Genomic DNA, 19,048 nt, shown 5'->3' with positions numbered 1-19,048 from the left:
CCCGGAAGGCCTCACGGAGCGAGTACGTCGAGCTCCTCCAGCGCGCCCACGGCGATCTGCCGGGTCAGCGCCTCGGCACGGGCCGCGTCCCCCTCCCGTACGGCCTCGGCCACCTGGACGTGCAGGGTGACGGCGGCCGGATCCGGGTCGTGGAACATCACCTCGTGCTCGGTGCGACCGGTCAGGACCTCGGCCACCACGTCGCCCAGCCGGGCGAACATCTCGTTGCCGGAGGCGTCGAGCACGATCCGGTGGAAGGCGATGTCGTGGTGGAGGTAGCCCTCCAGTTGGTGGCCGCGCGAGGTGCGGACCATGCCGAGGGCCGCCTCCGTCAGTGCTGCACACTGCTCGGGGGTGGCCCGGGTGGCGGCGAGCCCGGCCGCCACCGGCTCGATCGCGGAGCGCAGCACGGTGAGGGAGCGCAGCTGGCGCGGCCGGTCGCTGCCGGCGAGGCGCCAGCGGATGACGCGCGGGTCGTAGACGTTCCACTCCTCGGTGGGCCGCACGGTGACGCCGACCCGGCGCCGGGACTCGACCAGGTGCATCGATTCCAGGACGCGGACGACCTCCCGGACCACCGTGCGGGAGGCCTCGAAGTCCTCGGCGATCTCGTCGGTGCGCAGGACACTGCCCGGCGGATGCTCCCCCGCCGTGATGGCGAGGCCGAGGGTGTCCAGCACGCGGGAGTGAAGCCCCTGTACAGGACTGCCTTCTGTGGTCATGGCGTAAGCGTACGGTGACGCCCCACTGAACAAAAGATGTGATGTTTTATCGCTGACCTCTTGAATAAGTACTACTTAATGGGCTTCAGTGGTGCCCACACGAACCGATGTCGACGAGGACAGCGAGGTACGCGGTGATGCGCGTCATTGTGGTGATGGGCGTGGCCGGCACGGGCAAGACGACCGTGGGCGCACTGCTCGCGGACGCGCTGGGCATCCCGTACGCGGAGGGCGACGCCTTCCACCCCGCGGCCAACGTGGCCAAGATGTCCGCCGGGACCCCGCTGGACGACGCGGACCGCTGGCCCTGGCTCGACGCCATCGGCGAGTGGATCCGCAACCGGGCCGCCGCCCGCGGCGGCGTGGTCGCGGCCTCCTCCCTCAAGCGCGCCTACCGCGACAGGCTGCGCGCCACCGCTCCCGAGGCGGTGTTCGTGCACCTCACCGGTGAGCGCCCGCTGATCGAGAGGCGGATGGCCGCCCGCAAGGGCCACTTCATGCCCACGACGCTGCTGGATTCGCAGTTCGCGACGCTGGAACCGCTCCAGGCGGACGAACTCGGCGTGGCCGTCGACGTCTCGGGAACCCCGGAAGAGATCACAGAGCGGGCGCTGGCCGCCCTGCGCCGGCTCCCCGTGTACTGACAGCAGCCCTGACGGCCCTCGCCCCGTCGAGCAACCGATCAAGCACCCGATCAAGCACCCGAGAAATTCGAGAACGAAGGAACCACCGTGACCGGTCTCAGCGTCGAGACACTGGCAGCGGCCGCCACCGAACCGATCACCTCGGCGGGCACCACCCAGTTGGGCATCGCCGTCCTCGCGGGCATCGCCGTCATCGTCCTGCTCATCACCCGCCTCAAGCTGCACGCCTTCCTGGCGCTGACGCTCGGCTCGCTCGCCCTCGGGGTGTTCGCCGGCGCACCGCTCGCCAAGACGATCGCCAGCTTCACCGCCGGGCTCGGCTCGACCGTCGCGGGCGTGGGCGTACTGATCGCCCTCGGCGCGATACTCGGCAAGCTCCTCGCGGACTCCGGCGGCGCGGACGAGATCGTGGACACGATCCTCGCCCGCGCGAAGGGCCGGGCCATGCCGTGGGCCATGGTGCTCATCGCCTCCGTGATCGGGCTGCCGCTCTTCTTCGAAGTCGGCATTGTGCTGCTGATCCCGGTGGTCCTGCTGGTCGCCAAGCGGGGCAACTACTCCCTGATGCGGATCGGCGTCCCGGCGCTCGCCGGCCTGTCCGTGATGCACGGGCTGATCCCGCCGCACCCCGGCCCGCTGGTCGCGGTCGACGCGCTGCACGCCAATCTGGGGGTCACGCTCGCGCTCGGCGTGCTCGTCGCGATCCCGACCGTGGTGATCGCCGGCCCGCTGTTCTCCCGGTACGCGGCCCGGTGGGTCGACATCCCGGCACCGGAGCACATGATCACGCAGCGCCCGTCGGCACAGCTGGAGCACCGTCCCCGGTTCGGGGCGACGGTCTTCACCGTGCTGCTGCCCGTCGCCTTGATGCTGGTCAAAGCTCTGGTCGACATCGTCGTCAACGACCCCGCCAACTCGGTCCAGAAGGTCACCGACGTCGCCGGCTCGCCGCTGATCGCCCTGCTCGCGGCCGTCCTGGTGGGCATGTTCACCCTCGGCCGGGCGGCGGGCTTCACCAGGGAGCGGCTGTCGTCGACGGTGGAGAAGTCCCTGGCCCCGATCGCAGGCATCCTGCTGATCGTCGGCGCGGGCGGCGGTTTCAAGCAGACCCTGATCGACGCGGGCGTCGGCCGGATGATCCTGGACCTTTCGGAGAACTGGTCCATCCCGGCCCTGCTGCTGGCCTGGCTGATCGCGGTGGCCATCCGGCTTGCCACGGGCTCGGCGACGGTCGCCACGATCTCGGCGGCCGGCCTCGTCGCGCCCCTCGCCGCCGGCATGTCGACGTCGGAGACGGCCCTGCTCGTCCTCGCCATCGGAGCCGGCTCGCTCTTCTTCAGCCATGTGAACGACGCCGGATTCTGGCTGGTCAAGGAGTACTTCGGCATGACGGTCGGCCAGACCCTCAAGACCTGGTCGGTGATGGAGACCATCATCTCGGTGGTCGGCCTGGGCTTCGTGCTCCTGCTGTCACTGGTCCTCTAGCGGAGCGGTACGCGGAACACCTCCGCGAGGTACGCCGCCAGGGCCTGCGGCGTCGGCGGGGAGCACCGGGCACCCAGGTAGCCGTCCGGGCGCACCGCGAACAGCGTCGGGCCCTGCGGGCGGTAGGCCCCCGCGAACTCCCCGCGGGCATCGCGGTACACGGGCAGCGGCCCCGCCCCGTCGGAGTCGGAGTCGGCGGGTACGCCCGGTGCACCGTCGGCGAGCAGGACGCAGGCCTCCACCCGGCCGCCCGACAAGGCCCGGGCGGTGGCGGCGAGTTCGCCGAACGCCCCGTCCCCGGACGGGTCCGCGTAGAGCAGCAGCACATGGCCAGCGCGGTCCCGCAGCAGGTCGTAGAGGCGCAGCGGGTAAGTGGTGACGGCCCGGGTCAGGCCCCCGCAGTCCGGTGCCCGGTCCCCTGCCTGCGGGCCCTGCGCGCCCCGCGGCGCCGCGTCCGCGTCCGCCACCGCGCCGACGACGGGGCTCCCGCGGTAGCCGACGAGCAGTTGCGCCTCCCGCAGCATCATCGTCGCCGGATCCGCCGGATCGGCCTGTACGCCGCCCTGCGTCGCGTGCCGGACGGTGCGGCCGACGACCTCCTCGCCGACGGGCCGGCGTTCCGCGTCGTAGCTCGCCGTCAGGGCCGGGTGGGCGGCGCCCTCGACGGCGAGCGCCAGCTTCCAGGCCAGGTTGTACGCGTCCTGGATCCCGGTGTTCATGCCCTGCGCGCCCGTCGGCGGGTGGATGTGGGCCGCGTCTCCGGCGACGAAGACCCGCCCCTCCCCGTACCGGTCCACGATCCGGTGACTGATGCGGAACACCGAGGACCACCGCAGGGTGGAGGCGACCGTCGGCTGCGGCGACAGGCGGTCGAGGACCTGCTGTACGTCGGCCAGTGCGGGGCCGCGGCTCGTGTCCAGCCCGTGGGCGACGCCGTCCGCGGCCCCGCCCTCACGGCCGCGGGCGGACACCTCGGGCGAGACCAGCATCGACAGCCGGTACCGGCCGGGTCCGGGCAGCGGGATGCAGACCAGCACGTCGTCGACGGCGCCGTCCTCGTCGCGGTGCATGGCCCGTACGCCGTAGCCGTGCGGCAGGTCCCAGTCGACCTGCACGTCGGCGAGCATGTACTCCTCGGGGAAGGCGCCGCCCTCGAACGCGAGCCCGAGCCCCTTGCGGACCGCGCTGTGCGCCCCGTCGCAGCCCACCAGGAAGCCTGACCGGACCTCCTCCTCGGCCCCGGAAGCCGTCGTCAGCCGACTGGTGACCCCGGTGGCGTCCTGGGCGAAGGACACCAGTTCGGTGCCGCGCTCGATCCGGGTGCCGTACCGGGCCAGGTGCTCCTCCAGGATCCGCTCGGTCTCGTACTGCGGGAGCGCGGCGAAGGCGTACGGGACCTCGGGCGGGAGCCGCATTTCGATGCGCGGCTGCTCCACGCCGTTGACGTACAGCAACTGCCCGAGCAGCGGCACGGCTGCGTCCAGGGCGGAGCGGACGAGGCCCATCCGGTCCCAGATCTCCAGGGTGCGGGGCTGGATGCCGACGGCCTTCGCGTACGGCAGCCGCTCCGGGAGCCGGTCGATCAGGCGGCAGTCCACGCCGCGCCGGCGCAGTTCCAACGCTGCGGTGAGGCCGACCGGGCCGGCGCCCACGATCAGTACGTCCCGAGTGTCGGTGTGCACCATGTGGCGTCGCCTCCGCGTCCATCGTCGCGTGGCGTGCCGTCTACGGCGACCCGGCCGCGTCGAGCTGGGCCGCGGCCAGCGCGAAGCCGTTCGCGGCGACGGCGCAGCGGTCGGCGAACCCGCGGACCTCGGTACGGAAGGCCTCGCCCTTCGGCCCCGGCCAGCGCAGGTGGACCACGGCGGCGCGCAGCCGGACGGCGTGCGAGCGCAGCCCGGCCGCGTGCGAGCGCAGTGCCGAGGCGGGCGTCTGGGCCGGGGCGCGCACCGGTGCGGCGGCGGGCGGGACGGCAGCCACGACGCCGGTGGCCGTGACCCGGTCTGCCGCGGCCGCCCGGGCCGCCGTGATCCGGCGGGCGGTCCCCGGCGGTAGGGGGTCGCCGGGGCCGCGGTCGAAGAAGGCCCGGCAGGCGGCGCCGAAGCCGAGGAGCGGTTCGGCGGTCATGGCCCGGCCGGTGGCCACCTGCCAGCCGGCGTGGTCGTTGAACGGGTTGTCGTCGGTCAGCGCGTGCCAGGCGAGCAGATCGGCGAAGGCCGGGGAGAGCAGCGTGAAGGCGTACTCGGTACCCCGGTCGCGCATGATCGCGCGGAACGCGCGGACGGCCTCGCCCTGCCGGTCCTCTTCGACGGCCTTGAGCACGGCGGCCGCGTCCGGGTCCGCCGCCAGCTCGGGCCGGCCGGCGCTCGCGGCCCGGATCCGGGCCTTGAGCCCGCACACGGCGATGCTGACGGCGAGGCTCTCGCGCCCGGCGAGGATCCCGGCGAGCCGGCCCGCCGCCGCCACTCCCCGGCCGCGCGGGGCCCAGCCCAGGCCCGCCGGGTCGGTGAGCGTGCGCAGCAGGGTGCGCCAGGCCGGTCTGCGGCGCCTGCCCCGGGCGAGCGCGGTTGCCGGCAGGCGGGCGCCGAGGGCCAGTTCGGAGGCGTGCCGGGCGGCCTCGCCGACGGCGTCGGCGGTTTCCGCGAGCTCGCGGCACACGGCGCCCAGCAGGTCGACGTCCGGGTCGGTGGACTCGGAGGTGACGGCGTCGGACATGGGTTCCTCGCGTTGCAGTGGGGGTGTCGGGTCAGCGGTGGAGGAGCGTGAGCCTGATTCCTTGCGGGTCCAGCGTCAGGGGCAGCGGCCCCGTCGGGTTCAGCACCGGACGGGTGGACTCGACGCGGTGGCCTTGCAGCACCTCGGCGCAGAGCGCGGCGGTGAGCAGCAGTCCGAGCCGGCTGCCGGGGCAGCGTCCCGGGCCGTGGCCGAAGGGGGCCATCCGGATGTCGCGGTCGGCGTCGGGGGTCTTCCAGCGGCCCGGTACGAAGACGTGCGCGGCCGGTACGTGTTCGGGATCGCGCTGGTGGAAGGCGGCGGGCACCAGGACGGTGGTGCCCGCCGGGTGGCGCTCGCCCCGCCACTCGGTCTCGGTACGGGTGACCCGGACCAGGTCGGGCACCACGGGGAACAGCCGCAGCGACTCCCGGACGCAGGCCCGCAGGCGGGGCAGTTCGCCGCGGGCACCGGCGGCGGCTTCGGCGGCGGCCGCGTCCTGTTCGGCGGGGTGGGCCCCGAGCAGCAGCAGGGTGCGCAGGAGGGTCGCGGGGACCGCGTCCATGGCCGCGAGCCAGTGCTGGGCCGGGCCGACGGGGTCGCCGTGGCGGGCCGCCCGGCCGGCGAGGGTGTGCGGCGCGGCCTGGGCGGCGTACTGCCGGATCCGCGCCACGGCCTTGTCGCGGACGGTACGGGAGCCGCGGGCGCGGCCGCTGCGCAGGTGGCCGAGCAGTGCGGCGAGTTCCTCGTCTCCGGCGGCGGCGTCGCCGAGGACGATCCGCCGCGCGATGCGGGCCACCGCGTGGCGGGCGCGGGCCAGTTCGAGGCCTGCGGCGGCCGTCAGGAGCGGGGCCTCGGCTGCGACGGCGGCCAGGAACGGCCCGCACGAGGGGTGTACGGGGGCGCCGGCGGCCAGTACTTCGTCGTGGAGCCGGCGGCGCGCCGCGCCGGGGCCGCCGGGCGGCTCGGTGTGGAAGCGGCGCAGGTCCTGCGGGTCCAGCAGGACGAGCACGGTCCCGGCGAGGCCGCGTACGAGGACGGGGGCGCCCCCGTGCCGTACGCGCAGGGCGCGCAGCGCGGCGGCGGACCAGCCCGGGCGGGCGGGTGCGGCGTACGGGTGCGTCGCCCGGACCCGGCCGCCGCTCACGAAGCCGCGTACGAGGACGGGCAGGGTGTGGGTGGCGGCGAAGCGCACGGCATCGGCCCGCCCGCCGCCGCTCCGTGCGGCGGGACTTCGCAGCGTGTCGAGAGCGGCCTCGTGGACCGTGCGCATCCGGTACCTCCGCGCAGCCGTGGACGACGGTCGGTGACATCGGGATCACCGTACGTCGCTCCCGGAGGGTGCGCGCTCCGAGGACTACGGCAGGGGGGCGAGCCCCGTGAGCAGGGCGGCCGTGTCCAGCCCGGAGGCGAGGTAGGCGGTGAAGGCCTCGTTGTTCAGGGCCCAGGGGGAGCGCCGGCGGCGTACGAGCGCGATCGCGTCGGCGGGCGCGAGGCCGCGGTCGACGAGGCACTGGGCGACTACGAGCCCTGAGCGGTTGTACCCGCAATGGCAGCGCACCAGGGTGACGAGCCCGGCGTCGAGCCCGCGCGAGGCCGCCGCCGCGAGGCGCTGGGCCGTGTGGAGCTGATCGGCGGTGAGAGCGGCGTCGGGCATCTCGGCGACCAGGTGCTCCGCGCGCGGGCCCGGACCGTGGCCGGGCCGGGTGAAGAGGCTGATGACGAGGTCGAACTCGTCCTCGACCACGACGGGGCGCAGTTCGCCGGCCGCGTCGGTCCACCAGTGGCCGCCCATCCAGAGTCCGGGGGTGATCTCGCCCCAGGGGGCCTGCGGGCCGGGCACTTCGCGGTCTCGTTGACGGGTCTTCTTCATGCGGATCACGGCTCCCCGGTCGCGGTCGCGGTCGCACGGGCGGGCCGCGGCCGTTGCCCGTCAACGGGAGCTCAAGGACAGGCAGTTGCCGAGAGTGCCGCGTCACGGAAGGCTCTGCGGAAGGGGCCCGGGGGACGGGTCGGGAGCAGGAGGGCCCAGCGGCGCAGGCGGGGGGCGATCCACAGGGCCGGGGCGTCGCCGTGGGACCAGGCGCCGTGCGGGGCCGGGTGCCAGAGGAGGCCGCGGGCGGGGGTGAGCTCGCCGGTGCGGATCCGCAGGGAGTCGGCGGTCCAGGCGCGGCTGACGGGATGGTCCGCCGGGGAGAGCAGGTGGCTCGGGAAGCGGGCGAGGTCGGCGAGGGGCGCGTGCAGGGTGCCGTCGGGGGCGAAGCCGGTGCCGGTCATGCCGAGCGGGGTCCAGATCCGCTCGGCGGCGTACGCGGCGAGTGGTCTGCCGCTGAGGTGCTCCACGAGGCGGGTCAGCGTGCCGGGCTGCGCCACCGCGTCCCGGGTGAGCAGGTGGTGGGTGGTGGTCCCGGCGGGGGCCGCTGCGGCGAGGCCCTCGCCGTAGGCCGACAGCGGGGTGTGCAGGCCGAGCTCCCCCGCCTCGACCAGGGTCCCGATGACGGGCCACAGGGCCAGCACGGCCGCGAGCCCGTCCACCTCGTACGTACCGTCGGGCGCGGCGCCGACGCCGGGGCCGGCCGCGCCCTCGTGCACCCCGTCCGGACCGCCGACCGCCCAGGCGGCACCGGGGTCGGCGGAGCGTACGAGTGCGCGGATGCGGGCGGCGCGGTCGCCTGTCCGGTCGTCTGCCCTGTCCTCGCTCCGGAGCGTCATGTTCAGCCACGCTACGGCCGCCCGTACGGCGGGTTCCGCGCGTCGCGCGGTGCGGTCGTACCGCGCCACCCGATTGCCGGTACGACCATCCGAAGGGGCGGGGCGCCCATGGCACCCCGCCCGCCCGGCTAGCCCTTGTCGGGGCGGTCCGTCACGCGCAGCGTGTTCAGCAAGGGCTTGCCGAAGCCGCTGTGGGTGACGAAGCGGATGTTGAGCACCCCGTCGGTGACCGTCACCGTGTACGTGCGGTTGACGGCCTTGTAGGTGCCCGCCTCCAGGGCGATGTCCAGGGAGGGCAGGACCTGCGTGCCCTCCGCCAGGACGTCGAAGACGCGCTTGTTCGGCTTGGTGGAGGAGAGCTCCGCGAAGCCCAGCTCCACCGTGTAGGTCCCGTTCGGGACGTTGTCGAAGCGGTACTCGTACATGCCCTCACGGGCGTTGCGGAACAGCCGCTGGTCGTCCGTTCCGGCGATCGTGCGGCCGGTGGACTGGACCGAGCTGCTGCCCTGGTAGCCGTAGGAGCCGGCCGTGTACTTGCGGTCCGGGGACCAGCTGTCCCCGAGCGCGTCCGTGCCCGCGTAGTCGGAGCCGGCGTCCAGGGCGACCTGGTAGCGCGGGACCACGACCTTGACCGGGACGCTCAGCACCGGGGTGCGGCCGCTGGCGGACGTGATCTTCAGATCGGCCGTCAGGACCGTGCCCGGGGGCAGGCCCGCCGTGTCCACGGTGAGGGTGAGCGCGGACTTGCCGCCCGTGGGGAGGTTCCCGCTGCCGGGCGTGGCCGTGAGCCAGGCCGCGTCCTCGGTCACCGTGAAGTCGGTGCCCAGGCCGGGGTTGGTGAGCTCCAGCGTCCGGGTCCGCTTCTGGTCCGGCGGGAGGACGGCCTCCACGGCCGGCTTGGAGGCGGTGACCTTGCCGGTGCGCAGGGACTGCGTGACCGGCGTGACGTCGGCCGGCTTGATGTCGACGGTCGCCGTGGCGGACTCGTAGGAGGGGGCCGCCAGGGCCACCGTCTTCGAGCCCGACGGGCTCTGGACGACGTAGCCGCCGTCCGCGGCCGTGGTCGCCGACACCGCCGTGTCCCCGGTGCCTACGGTCACCGTGGCGCCGGCGACGCCCTTGCCGTCGTTCGCGTCGAGCACCCGGCCCGCGACGACGCCGCTCTTGGTGGTGCGGAAGGCGATGGACAGGCCGTCCGTGATGACCGCGGTGTTGAAGGAGTACTTGAAGGCGTCGGTCCCGGTCGCGTTCTCCACGCCCACGGTGGCCGTGGAGCCGCCCTTGATGCCGGTGCCGCCCGTCCCCTTGTAGGAGTACGTAACGGTGCCGTCCTCGCCGATCGCCGCCGAGAAGGAGAACTTGTCGGTCTGCGCGGACCAGTGGGCGACCGCGCGCCATTCGATCACGTAGCTGCGGTGCGGCGCCGTGCCGGTCACGGAGGTGAAGACGCCCGAGCCGCTGCCGGCGGCGCCGACGACGAGGTCGTCCCAGAACGGGTACAGGGCCGCGTTCGGTGTGGCGGTGCTCGGGATGTCCCCGTTGATGTCACCGGTGTTGTTGCCGCCGAAGCTGACCGTGCCGTTCGTCCCGATCCACGCCTGGCCGTACGTCTTCCCGTACAGCGGCAGCGGGAAGGGGAGGTCGACGCGCTCGGTGGTGTTGTCGCCGGTCAGCGCGAGCTGCCGGTCCCCCGCCGGGTACGGGCGGTCGCCGGCGGCGGCGCAGGCGTAGCCGTAACCGTCGGTGCGCTCGGGGAGGTTGACCGCGACGGTGGTGTCCCCGGCGACGGTGGCCTTGGCCGTGCCGCCGGTGACGCAGCGCGAGGAATGGGTCGCGTTCACGTCGTACGTGCCGTACGGCAGGGTGACCTCGAAGCGGCCCTGCGCGTCGGCCGTAGCGGTCACCGGGGTGTCCGCGACGGTGACGGTGGCGCCCGCGGCGGGCCCTGCGGCCGAGGAGACCGTGCCGGTGAGCTTGCCGGAGGCGGCCTGGGCGAGGGTGAAGTCGCCCGTGGCGGTGGCGTTCTCGGTGACCGTGGCGGTCCCGGTCTGCTGCCCGTAGCCGAACTTCGACGCGGTCAGGGCGTACTCGCCGACCGACAGGGAGCGGAAGCTGTAGGTGCCGTCGGCCGCGGTGGTCGTCGTACGGTCGATCGGGCCGTCGGCGGTGACCTTGACTCCGGCGACGGGGTCGCCCGAGCCGGAGCGGACGGTGCCGCCGAGGGCGCCGATCGCGCCGCGCGGGGCGCCCGTCACTGCGGCGAGCGCGTCGAGCTTGCCCTCGCCGAAGACGTTGTTGTCGGCTGCCGTGCCGCCGCACTGGCTGCTGTCGGTGTCCTGCGCGGTGCCGTCCAGCAGCGCCTCGGTCTGCGCGATGTCGCCCTCCAGGGCGGGCGCGGCGGACCACAGCAGGGCCACGGTCGCGGCGGTGTGCGGCGAGGCCATGGAGGTGCCGGAGAACGACTCGTACGCGCCGCCGGGGACGGAGGAGCGGACGTTCACGCCGGGGGCGGAGATGTTCGGCTTGACGAGGCCGCCGGGGCCGGCGCCGCGCGAGGAGAACGACGCGATGGCGCCGTTGACGTCGAAGGCGCCGGAGCTGTAGGAGCTCGCGTAGTCACCGGGCGAGCCGCTGGTCGCGCAGCCCGGGCCGGAGTTGCCGTTCGAGAAGGCCGGGAAGATGCCGGCCGCGCGCCAGGCGTCGACGATCTGCTGGTACCAGTCGTCGTGCGCCGCGCTGCCCCACGAGTTGTTCACGATGTGCGGGGCGAGGTCGGGGCGCGGGTTGCGGCCGTTCAGATCGGTCGGGGCGACGATCCACTGGCCGGAGGCGAGCAGGGAGGCCTCGGAGCAGGAGCCGGTCTCGCAGCCCTTGGCCGCGATCCACTTGGCGCCCGGCGCGACACCCGTCTTGTTGGCGCCGCCGTCGTCGCCGACCATCGTGCCCATCGTGTGGGTTCCGTGGTCGTTGTTGTCGCAGGGCGCGGCGGTGGAGCAGATGCCGCCCGGGTCGAACCAGTTGTAGTTGTGGTCGTACGACCCGTCCGCGTTCTTGCCGCGGTACTGGTTGTTGACGGCGGGGTGCGTGTAGTCGACGCCGCTGTCGATGTTGGCGACGACGATGCCCTCGCCGCGCACGCCCAGTTGGTCCCACACCTGCGGGGCCTTGATCCGGTCGATGTTCCACTCGACGGCGTCGGCGGCTGCCTTCTCGCGCCTGCCCTCGGCGGGCTCGGGGAGGGTGACCTGGTCGTCGGCGTCGATCCGGGAGACCTCGGGGCGCTGGGCGAGGGTTCCGGCGAGCTTCTCGCTGCCGGTGACGCGCACCGCGTTGACGATCCAGTACGAGGTGTAGTCGGCCTTCGCACCGTCCAGGGCCTTGATCACCTCGGCCTGGCTGCGTGCGGCGTGGTCCTTCTTGAGCCGGAGCACGGTCTCGGCCTTCGCCGCGCGGGTCTGCTGCCGGCCCGCGGAGGTGAGGTCGGCGGCGGTGTCGAGGTAGACCCAGAAGACGGCCTTGGCGGAGTCGTCGAGCTGGGCGCGGAGCTTGGGTTCGATCTTGCGCTCGGCCGCGCTGGGCGCGGGGCCGGGTTCCGGTGCGGCCGCGGCCACGCCCGCGCCGACGGGCAGGAGCAGGACCGAGGTGAGAGCGGCGAGCGCCGTTCGTAAGGATCGTCGTCGGTTGCGTTGGGCCACGTGTTGTCTCCTCGTACGCCGTGTGCAGGTTGTGCGGGAAGGGAGTGCGTGACGTGCGCGGGTCATGGTGAAGGAGTAGTCATGACCATTACAAGAGGGCCTCATGGGCCACGGCGGCCGGTGGCGCCCTTCCCCGTGGCCTTTTCCGGCGGCCGTTGCCGGTGGCCCTTCCCGGCTCTTCCCGGTGGCTCTTCCCGCTCGCGCGCGCCAGCCTGAAGGCATGACCGCGTCCTCCGGCGAAGCCGCGTCCACCCCCGCCGTGCGGCTCGACACCGTGCAGGGCCGGTGGATCGTACTGACCACCGTGCTCGGGTCGGGCATGGCGCTGCTGGACTCGACCGTGGTCAATGTGGCCCTTCCCCGCATCGGGCGGGACCTCGGCGCCGACCTTGCCGTCCTGCAGTGGACGGTCAACGCGTACCTGCTGACCCTGGCCGGGCTGATCCTGGTCGGCGGGGCGCTGGGCGACCGGTTCGGGCGGCGCCGGATCTTCGTGCTCGGCGTGGTGTGGTTCGCGGTGGGCTCGCTGCTGTGCGGCATCGCGCCGAACGCCGGGGTACTGGTGGCCGCCCGAGCCCTGCAAGGCATCGGCGGCGCGCTGCTGACGCCCGGCTCGCTGGCACTGATTCAGGGCTCGATCCACCGCGACGACCGGGCCCGGGCCGTGGGCCTGTGGTCCGGGCTCGGCGGGGTCGGCGCGGCCGTGGGGCCGTTCCTGGGCGGCTGGCTGGTGGACGGGCCCGGCTGGCGCTGGGTGTTCCTGCTGAACGTACCGGTGGCTGCACTGTGCGTGCCGGTCGCACTGCGGCACGTACCGGAGTCGCGGGATCCGCAGGCGCACGGGCGGTTCGACGTGGCCGGGGCCGTGCTGGGCGCGGCGGCGCTGGCGCTGCTGACCTATGCGCTGATCGAGGCCCGGTCCGGCACCGTCCTGGTGGTGGGGGCGGCCGTGGGCGGTGTGCTGCTGGGGGCGGCGTTCGTGTACGTGGAGCGGCACCGGGCCGACCCGATGGTGCCCCCGGACATCTTCGCCTCCCGGCAGTTCACCGCCGTCAACCTGGTCACCCTGTGCGTGTACGCGGCCTTCGGCGGCTTCTTCTTCCTCGTGGTGCTCCAGCTCCAGGTCGTCGCCGGCTACTCGGCACTGGCCGCCGGGGCCGCGCTGCTGCCGACCACCGCACTGATGCTGCTGCTGTCCGCCCGGTCGGGGGAGCTCGGCGAGCGGATCGGGCCGCGCGTCCCGCTCACGGTCGGACCGCTGCTGTGCGCGGCCGGGATGCTACTGATGCTGCGCGTGGGGCCGGGCGCCCCGTACGTGCGGGACGTGCTGCCCGCACTGGTCGTGATGGGGATGGGCATGGTGGCCCTGGTGGCTCCGCTGACGGCGACCGTGCTGTCCTCGGTGGACGCCGGGCGGGCCGGTCTGGCCAGCGGCATCAACAACGCCGCCGCCCGGGCCGCCGGACTGCTCGCGGTGGCCGCCCTGCCGCTGCTGTCCGGGATGGGCCCGGACGCGTACCTCTCCGCCGACCGGTTCGACGCCGCCTTCGGGCGGGCCATGGCCTGGTGCGCCGGGGCGCTGGTGGTCGGCGCCGCACTGGCCTGGGCGACCGTACGCTCCCCCGCGCCCGGGGACTGCCACCCGGAGTGCCGTACCCACTGCGCGATGGCTGCTCCGCCCCTCGAACCCCCGCGTGAGGCGGAGCGCTGACGTCCGTCCGGCGCCCTTTTCCGCGAAGACCTACGGTGAAAGAGGAGGAGAGGAACCTTGACTGAAAATTCAGTCAATGCCACAGTGCGGCTACCTCTCATCCACCCTCCTTCGGAGGTTCACATGAACCCAAGCCGCAGAACCGTGTTGCGCTCGGCGGGCGCCGGGGCCGCGGGCCTCGCCCTCGGAGCCCTCACCACGCAGTCGGCACGGGCCGGGCAGACGACGGTCGCGTCGGCGACGGCGCGCCGGATGACCGTGCCCCTCGACGACGTACGGCACGTCCGCACCTGGATGGCCTGGCCGTCCAGCCGCTCGATATGGGGTTCCGACCTCGCGGGAGTGCAGCAGGACATCGTCTTGATCGCCAGGACGGTCGCCCGCTACGAACCGGTACTGATGTGCGCGGCGGACGAGAACGCGGCAGCCACCGCCCGGGCCCGCTGCGGCTCCACGGTCACCGTCATCTCCACCATCCCGGTGGACGACCTCTGGATGCGGGACACGGGCGCCGTCTTCCGGCGCGACGGCGCGGGCGCCGTCGACACGATCGGCCTGAACTTCAACGGCTGGGGCAACAAGCAGACCCACCGCAAGGACGCCAAGGTGGCCGGGCTGCTCGCCGCGCACGAGTCGCTGCCCTTCACCGCGACCGCCTTCGTCGGCGAGGGCGGCTCGGTGGAGACCGACGGCGACGGCACGCTGATGGCCACCGAGAGCAGCCTGGTCAACAAGAACCGCAACCCGGGCCTCACCCGGGCACAGGTGGAGGCCGAGGTGCTCGCCGCCTACGGCGCGGACAAGATGATCTGGGCCCCCGGGATCAAGGGCCAGGACATCACGGACGACCACATCGACGTCACCTCCCGGTTCATCCGCCCCGGCGTGGTGATGGTCCAGGTGCCGCCCGCCGACCGCACCGACATCTGGGCCAAGGACGCCCGCCAGCAACTCGCGATCCTGTCCGCCGCCACCGACGCCAAGGGCCGCCGGCTCCAGGTCATCAAGGTGGACGGCCCCGACACCCTGCGCTCCGACAACCCCGACTTCGTCGACTCCTACCTGAACTTCCACGTGGTCAACGGGGCGGTCATCACCTCCCAGTTCGGCGACCGGGCCAAGGACGCGGGGGCCAAGCAGGCACTCGCGGCGGCGTTCCCCGGCCGCACCGTGGTCCAGCTCGACGTGGACCGCCTGATGGGCGGCGGCGGGGGCATCCACTGTTCGACCATGCAGCAGCCGGCCGCACAGTGATCACCCGGTGATGTAGCGCCATGTGCTGGAGCGCGACGGCCGATCTGACGGCGGGTACGGTCATCGCCGCCGCCGGGGTCGTCTGCGTCATGCGCGTGCGGCGGGTGCGCGACCTGCCCGTCGCCGCGCTTCCGCTGCTGCTCGGCGTGCACCAACTGGTCGAGGCCGCGGTCTGGCGCTCCGGCGGCGGCTGCGGCCCCGCCACCACGGCGTGGGCCGTGATCGCCCTGCCGCTGCTGCCGCTGTGGGTACCGCTCGGCGTGCTGCTCGCGACCGCGCCCCCGATGTCCGGGCCGCGCGAGCGGCGCCGCCTGTGGGCCCCCGCCGTCGCCGGTGTCGCGACCGGCGCGTACCTCTCGTACTGCCTGGCGACCCGGCCGGTGAGCGCCGAGATCCGCGGCCACATTGTTGGCTACGGTGTGAATATTCCGTGGACGCCGCTGGTTCTTGCGGGCTACTTGTTCGCCACTCTCGGCGTGCTGCTGATCTCCGGCGACCGGCACCTCAGGGTGTTCGGCGCGGTGTTGACCGTCGGGGCCCTGGCCTGCTCAGCGTTGTGGAGGCTGGAATTCGCCTCCACCTGGTGCGCCTTCGCGGCCGTCGCTTCGGTGCTGGTCCTGGGCTGGGTACGGCGCCGGAAACCGGCCTCCTCTGTTACGTGATCGGCCAAAAGTTACCTAGACGTATGTAGTGACTTCACACGCACCCGGCAGTAGAACTCGTTCCCATTCCGCCGAGAGTGAGGAACGTCACATGAGTGGCAAGTCCCTGCACGGAAACGGCTCCAAGGGCATATCGCGTCGCGGATTCATCGCTAGAACAAGTTCCATTGTTGGAGCCATGGCCCTCGCCGGTCAGGTCGCTTCGACACAGGCGCAGGCAGCCGTCGCCGCCGACCCCATCCAGAACGGCGCCCGCGTGCCGGTCCTGGTGATCGGCACGGGGTACGGAGGTTCCGTCGCCGCGCTGCGCCTCGCGCAGGCGGGCGTCAACGTGCACATGGTCGAGATGGGCATGGCCTGGGACACCCCGGGCACCGACGGCAAGATCTTCGCCAACACCACGGCGCCGGACTACCGGTCGTACTGGCTGCGCACCCGGACGAAGGCCCCGCTCAGCAACTTCCTCGGATTCCCCATCGACAAGGACGTCCCCAAGTACACGGGCATCCTGGACGCCGAGGAGATGGGCGGGATCATCGTCTACCAGGGCCGCGGCGTCGGCGGCGGCTCGCTCGTCAACGGCGGTATGGCCGTCACCCCCAAGCGGCAGAACTTCGGCGCCATCCTGCCGACGGTGGACGCCGACGAGATGTACAACACCTACTACCCGCGGGCCAACGCCGGGCTCGGCGTGGGCCTCATCGACCCGGAGTGGTTCGAGACCGTCGGCTGCTACCAGTTCGCCCGCGTCGGCCGCAAGCACGCCCAGCGCTCCAACTTCCCCTTCGTCTTCGTCCCCGACGTCTACGACTGGGACTACATGAAGGCGGAGGTGGCCGGTACGGTCCCCAAGTCCGCGGTGGCCGGCGAGATCCTCTACGGCAACAACGCGGGCAAGAAGTCGCTCCAGCAGACCTACATCGCGGCCGCCAGGGCCACGGGCAAGGTCACCATCTCGCCCCTGCACCGGGTCACCTCGGTCTCCCCCGCCTCCGGCGGCGGCTACACGGTCTCCATCGAGCAGCTGAACACCGACGGCAGCGTCGCGGCCGCCAAGAGCGTGACCTCCGACCGGGTGTTCTTCGCGGCCGGCAGCGTCGGCACCAGCAAGCTGCTGGTCAGGCTGAAGGCGACGGGCGCGCTGCCCAACCTGAACGAGGAGATCGGCAAGGGCTGGGGCGACAACGGCAACGTCATGTGCGGCCGCGCCAACCACATGTGGGACCCCACCGGCAAGGTCCAGGCCTCCATCCCCTGCGGCGGCATCGACAACTGGGACGCGGGCGGCGCCTTCGCCGAGGTCGCGCCGCTGCCGACTGGCATCGAGACGTACGCCTCCTTCTACCTGTCCATCACCAAGAACCCGAACCGGGCCCGGTTCTCCTGGAACGCCGCCGCGAACAAGGTCGACCTGGACTGGCAGACGGCGTGGAAGCAGCCGTCCATCGACATGGCCAAGACCATCTTCGACAAGATCAACTCGAAGGAGGGGACGATCTACCGCACCGACCTCTTCGGCACCAACAAGATCTGGGGCGACCACCTCACCTACCACCCCCTCGGCGGTGCGGTCCTGGGCAAGGCCACCGACAACTACGGCCGCCTGCACGGCTACACCGGCCTGTACGTGATCGACGGAGCGCTGATCCCCGGAAACACCAGCGTCAATCCGTTCGTGACGATCACCGCGCTCGCCGAGCGCAACATCGAGAAGATCATCGCCACCGACCTGTAGGCATGGTCAACGGCCAGATCGCCAGTGGCCGTTGACCAGTGCGGACGGCAGAACCGGAACAGCCTGAAGAACCCGGGGCCCGTCGGATTCACCGACCGGCCCCGGACCCGTGTCCCCGTCAGTGGTTCGGCAGCATGCAGACGCTGTCGAGGCCCAGCACGTGGTTGAGCCGGCCGAAGGCCAGCCAGGAGCCGATGCTCATCGTCAGCTCCACGATCTCCAACTGGCTGTAGTGCGCCTTCATCCGGTCCCAGAACTCGTCGTCGAGCCCGTGGTGGTCCAGCGTGTACCGCTCCGCGTACTCGGCCGCCAGCCGGGTGCGGTCGTCGAAGCGGTCCGTGGTGCGCCAGTCGGTGACGGCGTCGGAGAACTCCTTCTCGACCTTCTCCCCGTCCCGGTCGGTGCGCCAGTCCAGGCAGAAGATGCACCCGTTGATCTGCGCGACGCGCAACCGCGCGGCCTCGAACTCGCGCAGCCCCAGCGTGGTGTGGGCGTACACCGACAGCGAGAAATTGGCGGCGGCCATCCCGATGCCGGGGACCATGTCACCCCACACGTACTCGATCGGGTGCTGTCCTTCGGGAATGTCGATGTTCACGGCTGTTTCCTTCCGAGTTTGCCGATGGCGGGGCGCAAGGGGATGTCCAGGGCGTCGTAGAGCCCCGGTTCGGCGTCCACGAGCCAGTCGATGGCGCCGACCAGCCGGCCGACCGCGGTGGCGTTGCCGCCCGCGGAGCGGTTCTCTCCTTCGTCGGTCGCCTCGATGGTGACCTCGATGCGCGGGCGGCCCTCGATGATCACCCGGTGCGCACCGTCGCCGCCGTCCGGCGGCGAGGGCCAGTCGGGGGCGCAGGAGGCGTGGATGCGGGTGACGTGCTCGATGACGATGCGGGGCTCGCCCTCGACGATGCCCTGCACCTCGAAGCGGATGGCGCCCTGGGTGCCGGCCTCGAACTCGCCCATCGTCCTGGTGGTCACGGTGGCGTCGAGGGCCCGGCGGTCGACCGTCTCGACGATGTCGTCCAGCTCGATCCCGAGGGCGCGGGCCATCATCCGTATCTGTCCGCCCCACACCATGGTCGGTACGGACGGCATGAGCATCATCGGCTCGAAGTCCATGGGCTGGCCCATGCCGACGAGGTAGCGGACCGAGTCCGGCTGGTCGTAGGTGGAGTAGTCGAATATCTCCTGGCAGCGGATGACGTCGATCCGTGTGCCGAGTCCGCTGAGCAGGAGGGGCAGTACGTCGTTGCCCCAGCCGGGGTCGACTCCGGAGGCGAACAGCGAGCCGCCGCCCTCCGCGACGGCCGCGGCCACCGGGTCGCGGAACTCCGGCGGGGCGTTGCGGTGATCGTAGAGCGGGTACAGCGCCGGGCTCACGACGACCGCGCCGGACCTGATCGCGCGCGTGATGTCGGCGAGCGCGTCGTCGGGGCGGACGTCGCCGGACGCCGCGTAGACGACCGCCTGCGGATCGGCGGCCAGGACCGCCTGGATGTCGTCGGTGGCCGCTACGCCGACTTCGTAGTCGAGTTCACCGAGTTCCCCCGCGTCGCGGCCGACCTTGTCGGGATTGTGGACGATGACGGCGGCCAGTTTCAGCGCCGGATGGGCCTCTACGGCACGGATGGCCAATCGGCCGACGTTGCCGGTACCCCAGACAACCGTGGAAATCATGCGCGGAGGGTAGCGACAGGACCTGCAGGTTTCCAGAGC

The 19,048-nt window shown here is 72.6% G+C and carries 15 protein-coding genes; 6 read left to right on the top strand and 9 right to left on the bottom strand.

The genetic code is table 11. The features are described from left to right. Window positions 1-11: 11 nt before the first annotated feature. Window positions 12-722 (bottom strand): FadR/GntR family transcriptional regulator, encoded by a 711-nt coding sequence (locus ACZ7GJ_RS20310; RefSeq protein WP_470753444.1) that lies wholly within the window; start codon window positions 720-722, stop codon window positions 12-14. A 137-nt stretch (window positions 723-859) separates the two neighbouring features. Here ACZ7GJ_RS20310 and ACZ7GJ_RS20305 point away from each other — a divergent pair, with 137 nt between their 5' ends. Continuing rightward, the gene (locus ACZ7GJ_RS20305; RefSeq protein WP_470753443.1) at window positions 860-1,366 is read left to right on the top strand and encodes a gluconokinase; all 507 of its coding nucleotides are present in this window, start codon (window positions 860-862) and stop codon (window positions 1,364-1,366) included. An 87-nt stretch (window positions 1,367-1,453) separates the two neighbouring features. After that, window positions 1,454-2,851, top strand: coding sequence for a GntT/GntP/DsdX family permease (locus ACZ7GJ_RS20300; RefSeq protein ID WP_470753442.1), 1,398 nt, complete (start codon window positions 1,454-1,456; stop codon window positions 2,849-2,851). On the opposite strand, the gene ACZ7GJ_RS20295 is transcribed toward ACZ7GJ_RS20300, so the two are convergent. The 6 genes from ACZ7GJ_RS20295 to ACZ7GJ_RS20270 form a co-directional block, all read right to left on the bottom strand. Beyond that, window positions 2,848-4,536 (bottom strand): FAD-dependent monooxygenase, encoded by a 1,689-nt coding sequence (locus tag ACZ7GJ_RS20295; RefSeq protein ID WP_470753441.1) that lies wholly within the window; start codon window positions 4,534-4,536, stop codon window positions 2,848-2,850. The genes ACZ7GJ_RS20300 and ACZ7GJ_RS20295 overlap by 4 nt on opposite strands. Before the next feature lie 40 nt (window positions 4,537-4,576). Further along, window positions 4,577-5,566 (bottom strand): hypothetical protein, encoded by a 990-nt coding sequence (locus tag ACZ7GJ_RS20290; protein ID WP_470753439.1) that lies wholly within the window; start codon window positions 5,564-5,566, stop codon window positions 4,577-4,579. A gap of 31 nt (window positions 5,567-5,597) precedes the next feature. Continuing rightward, entirely contained in the window at window positions 5,598-6,836 is a 1,239-nt protein-coding gene (locus ACZ7GJ_RS20285) for a cytochrome P450 (RefSeq protein WP_470753438.1), read from the bottom strand. A gap of 84 nt (window positions 6,837-6,920) precedes the next feature. After that, window positions 6,921-7,436, bottom strand: a complete 516-nt coding sequence (locus ACZ7GJ_RS20280; protein WP_470753437.1) for a protein-tyrosine phosphatase family protein — start codon at window positions 7,434-7,436, stop codon at window positions 6,921-6,923. 71 nt (window positions 7,437-7,507) lie between these two features. After that, a complete protein-coding gene (locus ACZ7GJ_RS20275) occupies window positions 7,508-8,275 on the bottom strand; it encodes a serine hydrolase (RefSeq protein ID WP_470753436.1) in 768 nt (255 codons plus the stop codon). A gap of 128 nt (window positions 8,276-8,403) precedes the next feature. After that, window positions 8,404-11,970, bottom strand: a complete 3,567-nt coding sequence (locus ACZ7GJ_RS20270; RefSeq protein WP_470753435.1) for a S8 family serine peptidase — start codon at window positions 11,968-11,970, stop codon at window positions 8,404-8,406. Between the two features lie 220 nt (window positions 11,971-12,190). Between ACZ7GJ_RS20270 and ACZ7GJ_RS20265 the strand changes: the two genes are divergently transcribed. The 4 genes from ACZ7GJ_RS20265 (at window position 12,191) to ACZ7GJ_RS20250 (ending at window position 17,332) form a co-directional block, all read left to right on the top strand. Further along, window positions 12,191-13,681 (top strand): MFS transporter, encoded by a 1,491-nt coding sequence (locus ACZ7GJ_RS20265; protein WP_470753434.1) that lies wholly within the window; start codon window positions 12,191-12,193, stop codon window positions 13,679-13,681. 123 nt (window positions 13,682-13,804) lie between these two features. Next, window positions 13,805-14,935 carry an agmatine deiminase family protein gene (locus ACZ7GJ_RS20260; protein WP_470753432.1) on the top strand — a complete coding sequence of 377 codons (1,131 nt, stop codon included), beginning with the start codon at window positions 13,805-13,807 and terminating at the stop codon, window positions 14,933-14,935. 20 nt (window positions 14,936-14,955) lie between these two features. Continuing rightward, a complete protein-coding gene (locus tag ACZ7GJ_RS20255; RefSeq protein ID WP_470753431.1) occupies window positions 14,956-15,597 on the top strand; it encodes a DUF6629 family protein in 642 nt (213 codons plus the stop codon). Between the two features lie 91 nt (window positions 15,598-15,688). Further along, window positions 15,689-17,332, top strand: coding sequence for a GMC oxidoreductase (locus ACZ7GJ_RS20250; RefSeq protein WP_470753429.1), 1,644 nt, complete (start codon window positions 15,689-15,691; stop codon window positions 17,330-17,332). Window positions 17,333-17,450: 118 nt separating this feature from the next. Here ACZ7GJ_RS20250 and ACZ7GJ_RS20245 read toward each other — a convergent pair whose 3' ends face one another. Together ACZ7GJ_RS20245 and ACZ7GJ_RS20240 are read right to left on the bottom strand one after the other, a co-directional pair. Then, entirely contained in the window at window positions 17,451-17,930 is a 480-nt protein-coding gene (locus ACZ7GJ_RS20245) for a carboxymuconolactone decarboxylase family protein (RefSeq protein WP_470753427.1), read from the bottom strand. Continuing rightward, complete coding sequence (locus tag ACZ7GJ_RS20240; protein ID WP_470753425.1) at window positions 17,927-19,009, bottom strand: NAD(P)H-dependent amine dehydrogenase family protein; 1,083 nt, start codon at window positions 19,007-19,009, stop codon at window positions 17,927-17,929. The genes ACZ7GJ_RS20245 and ACZ7GJ_RS20240 overlap by 4 nt, the downstream gene beginning before the upstream one ends. Between the last annotated feature and the right edge of the window lie 39 nt (window positions 19,010-19,048).

This window comes from Streptomyces sp. NPDC037242 (genome assembly GCF_055604165.1).
This window is presented reverse-complemented; position numbering and strand designations above follow the sequence as displayed.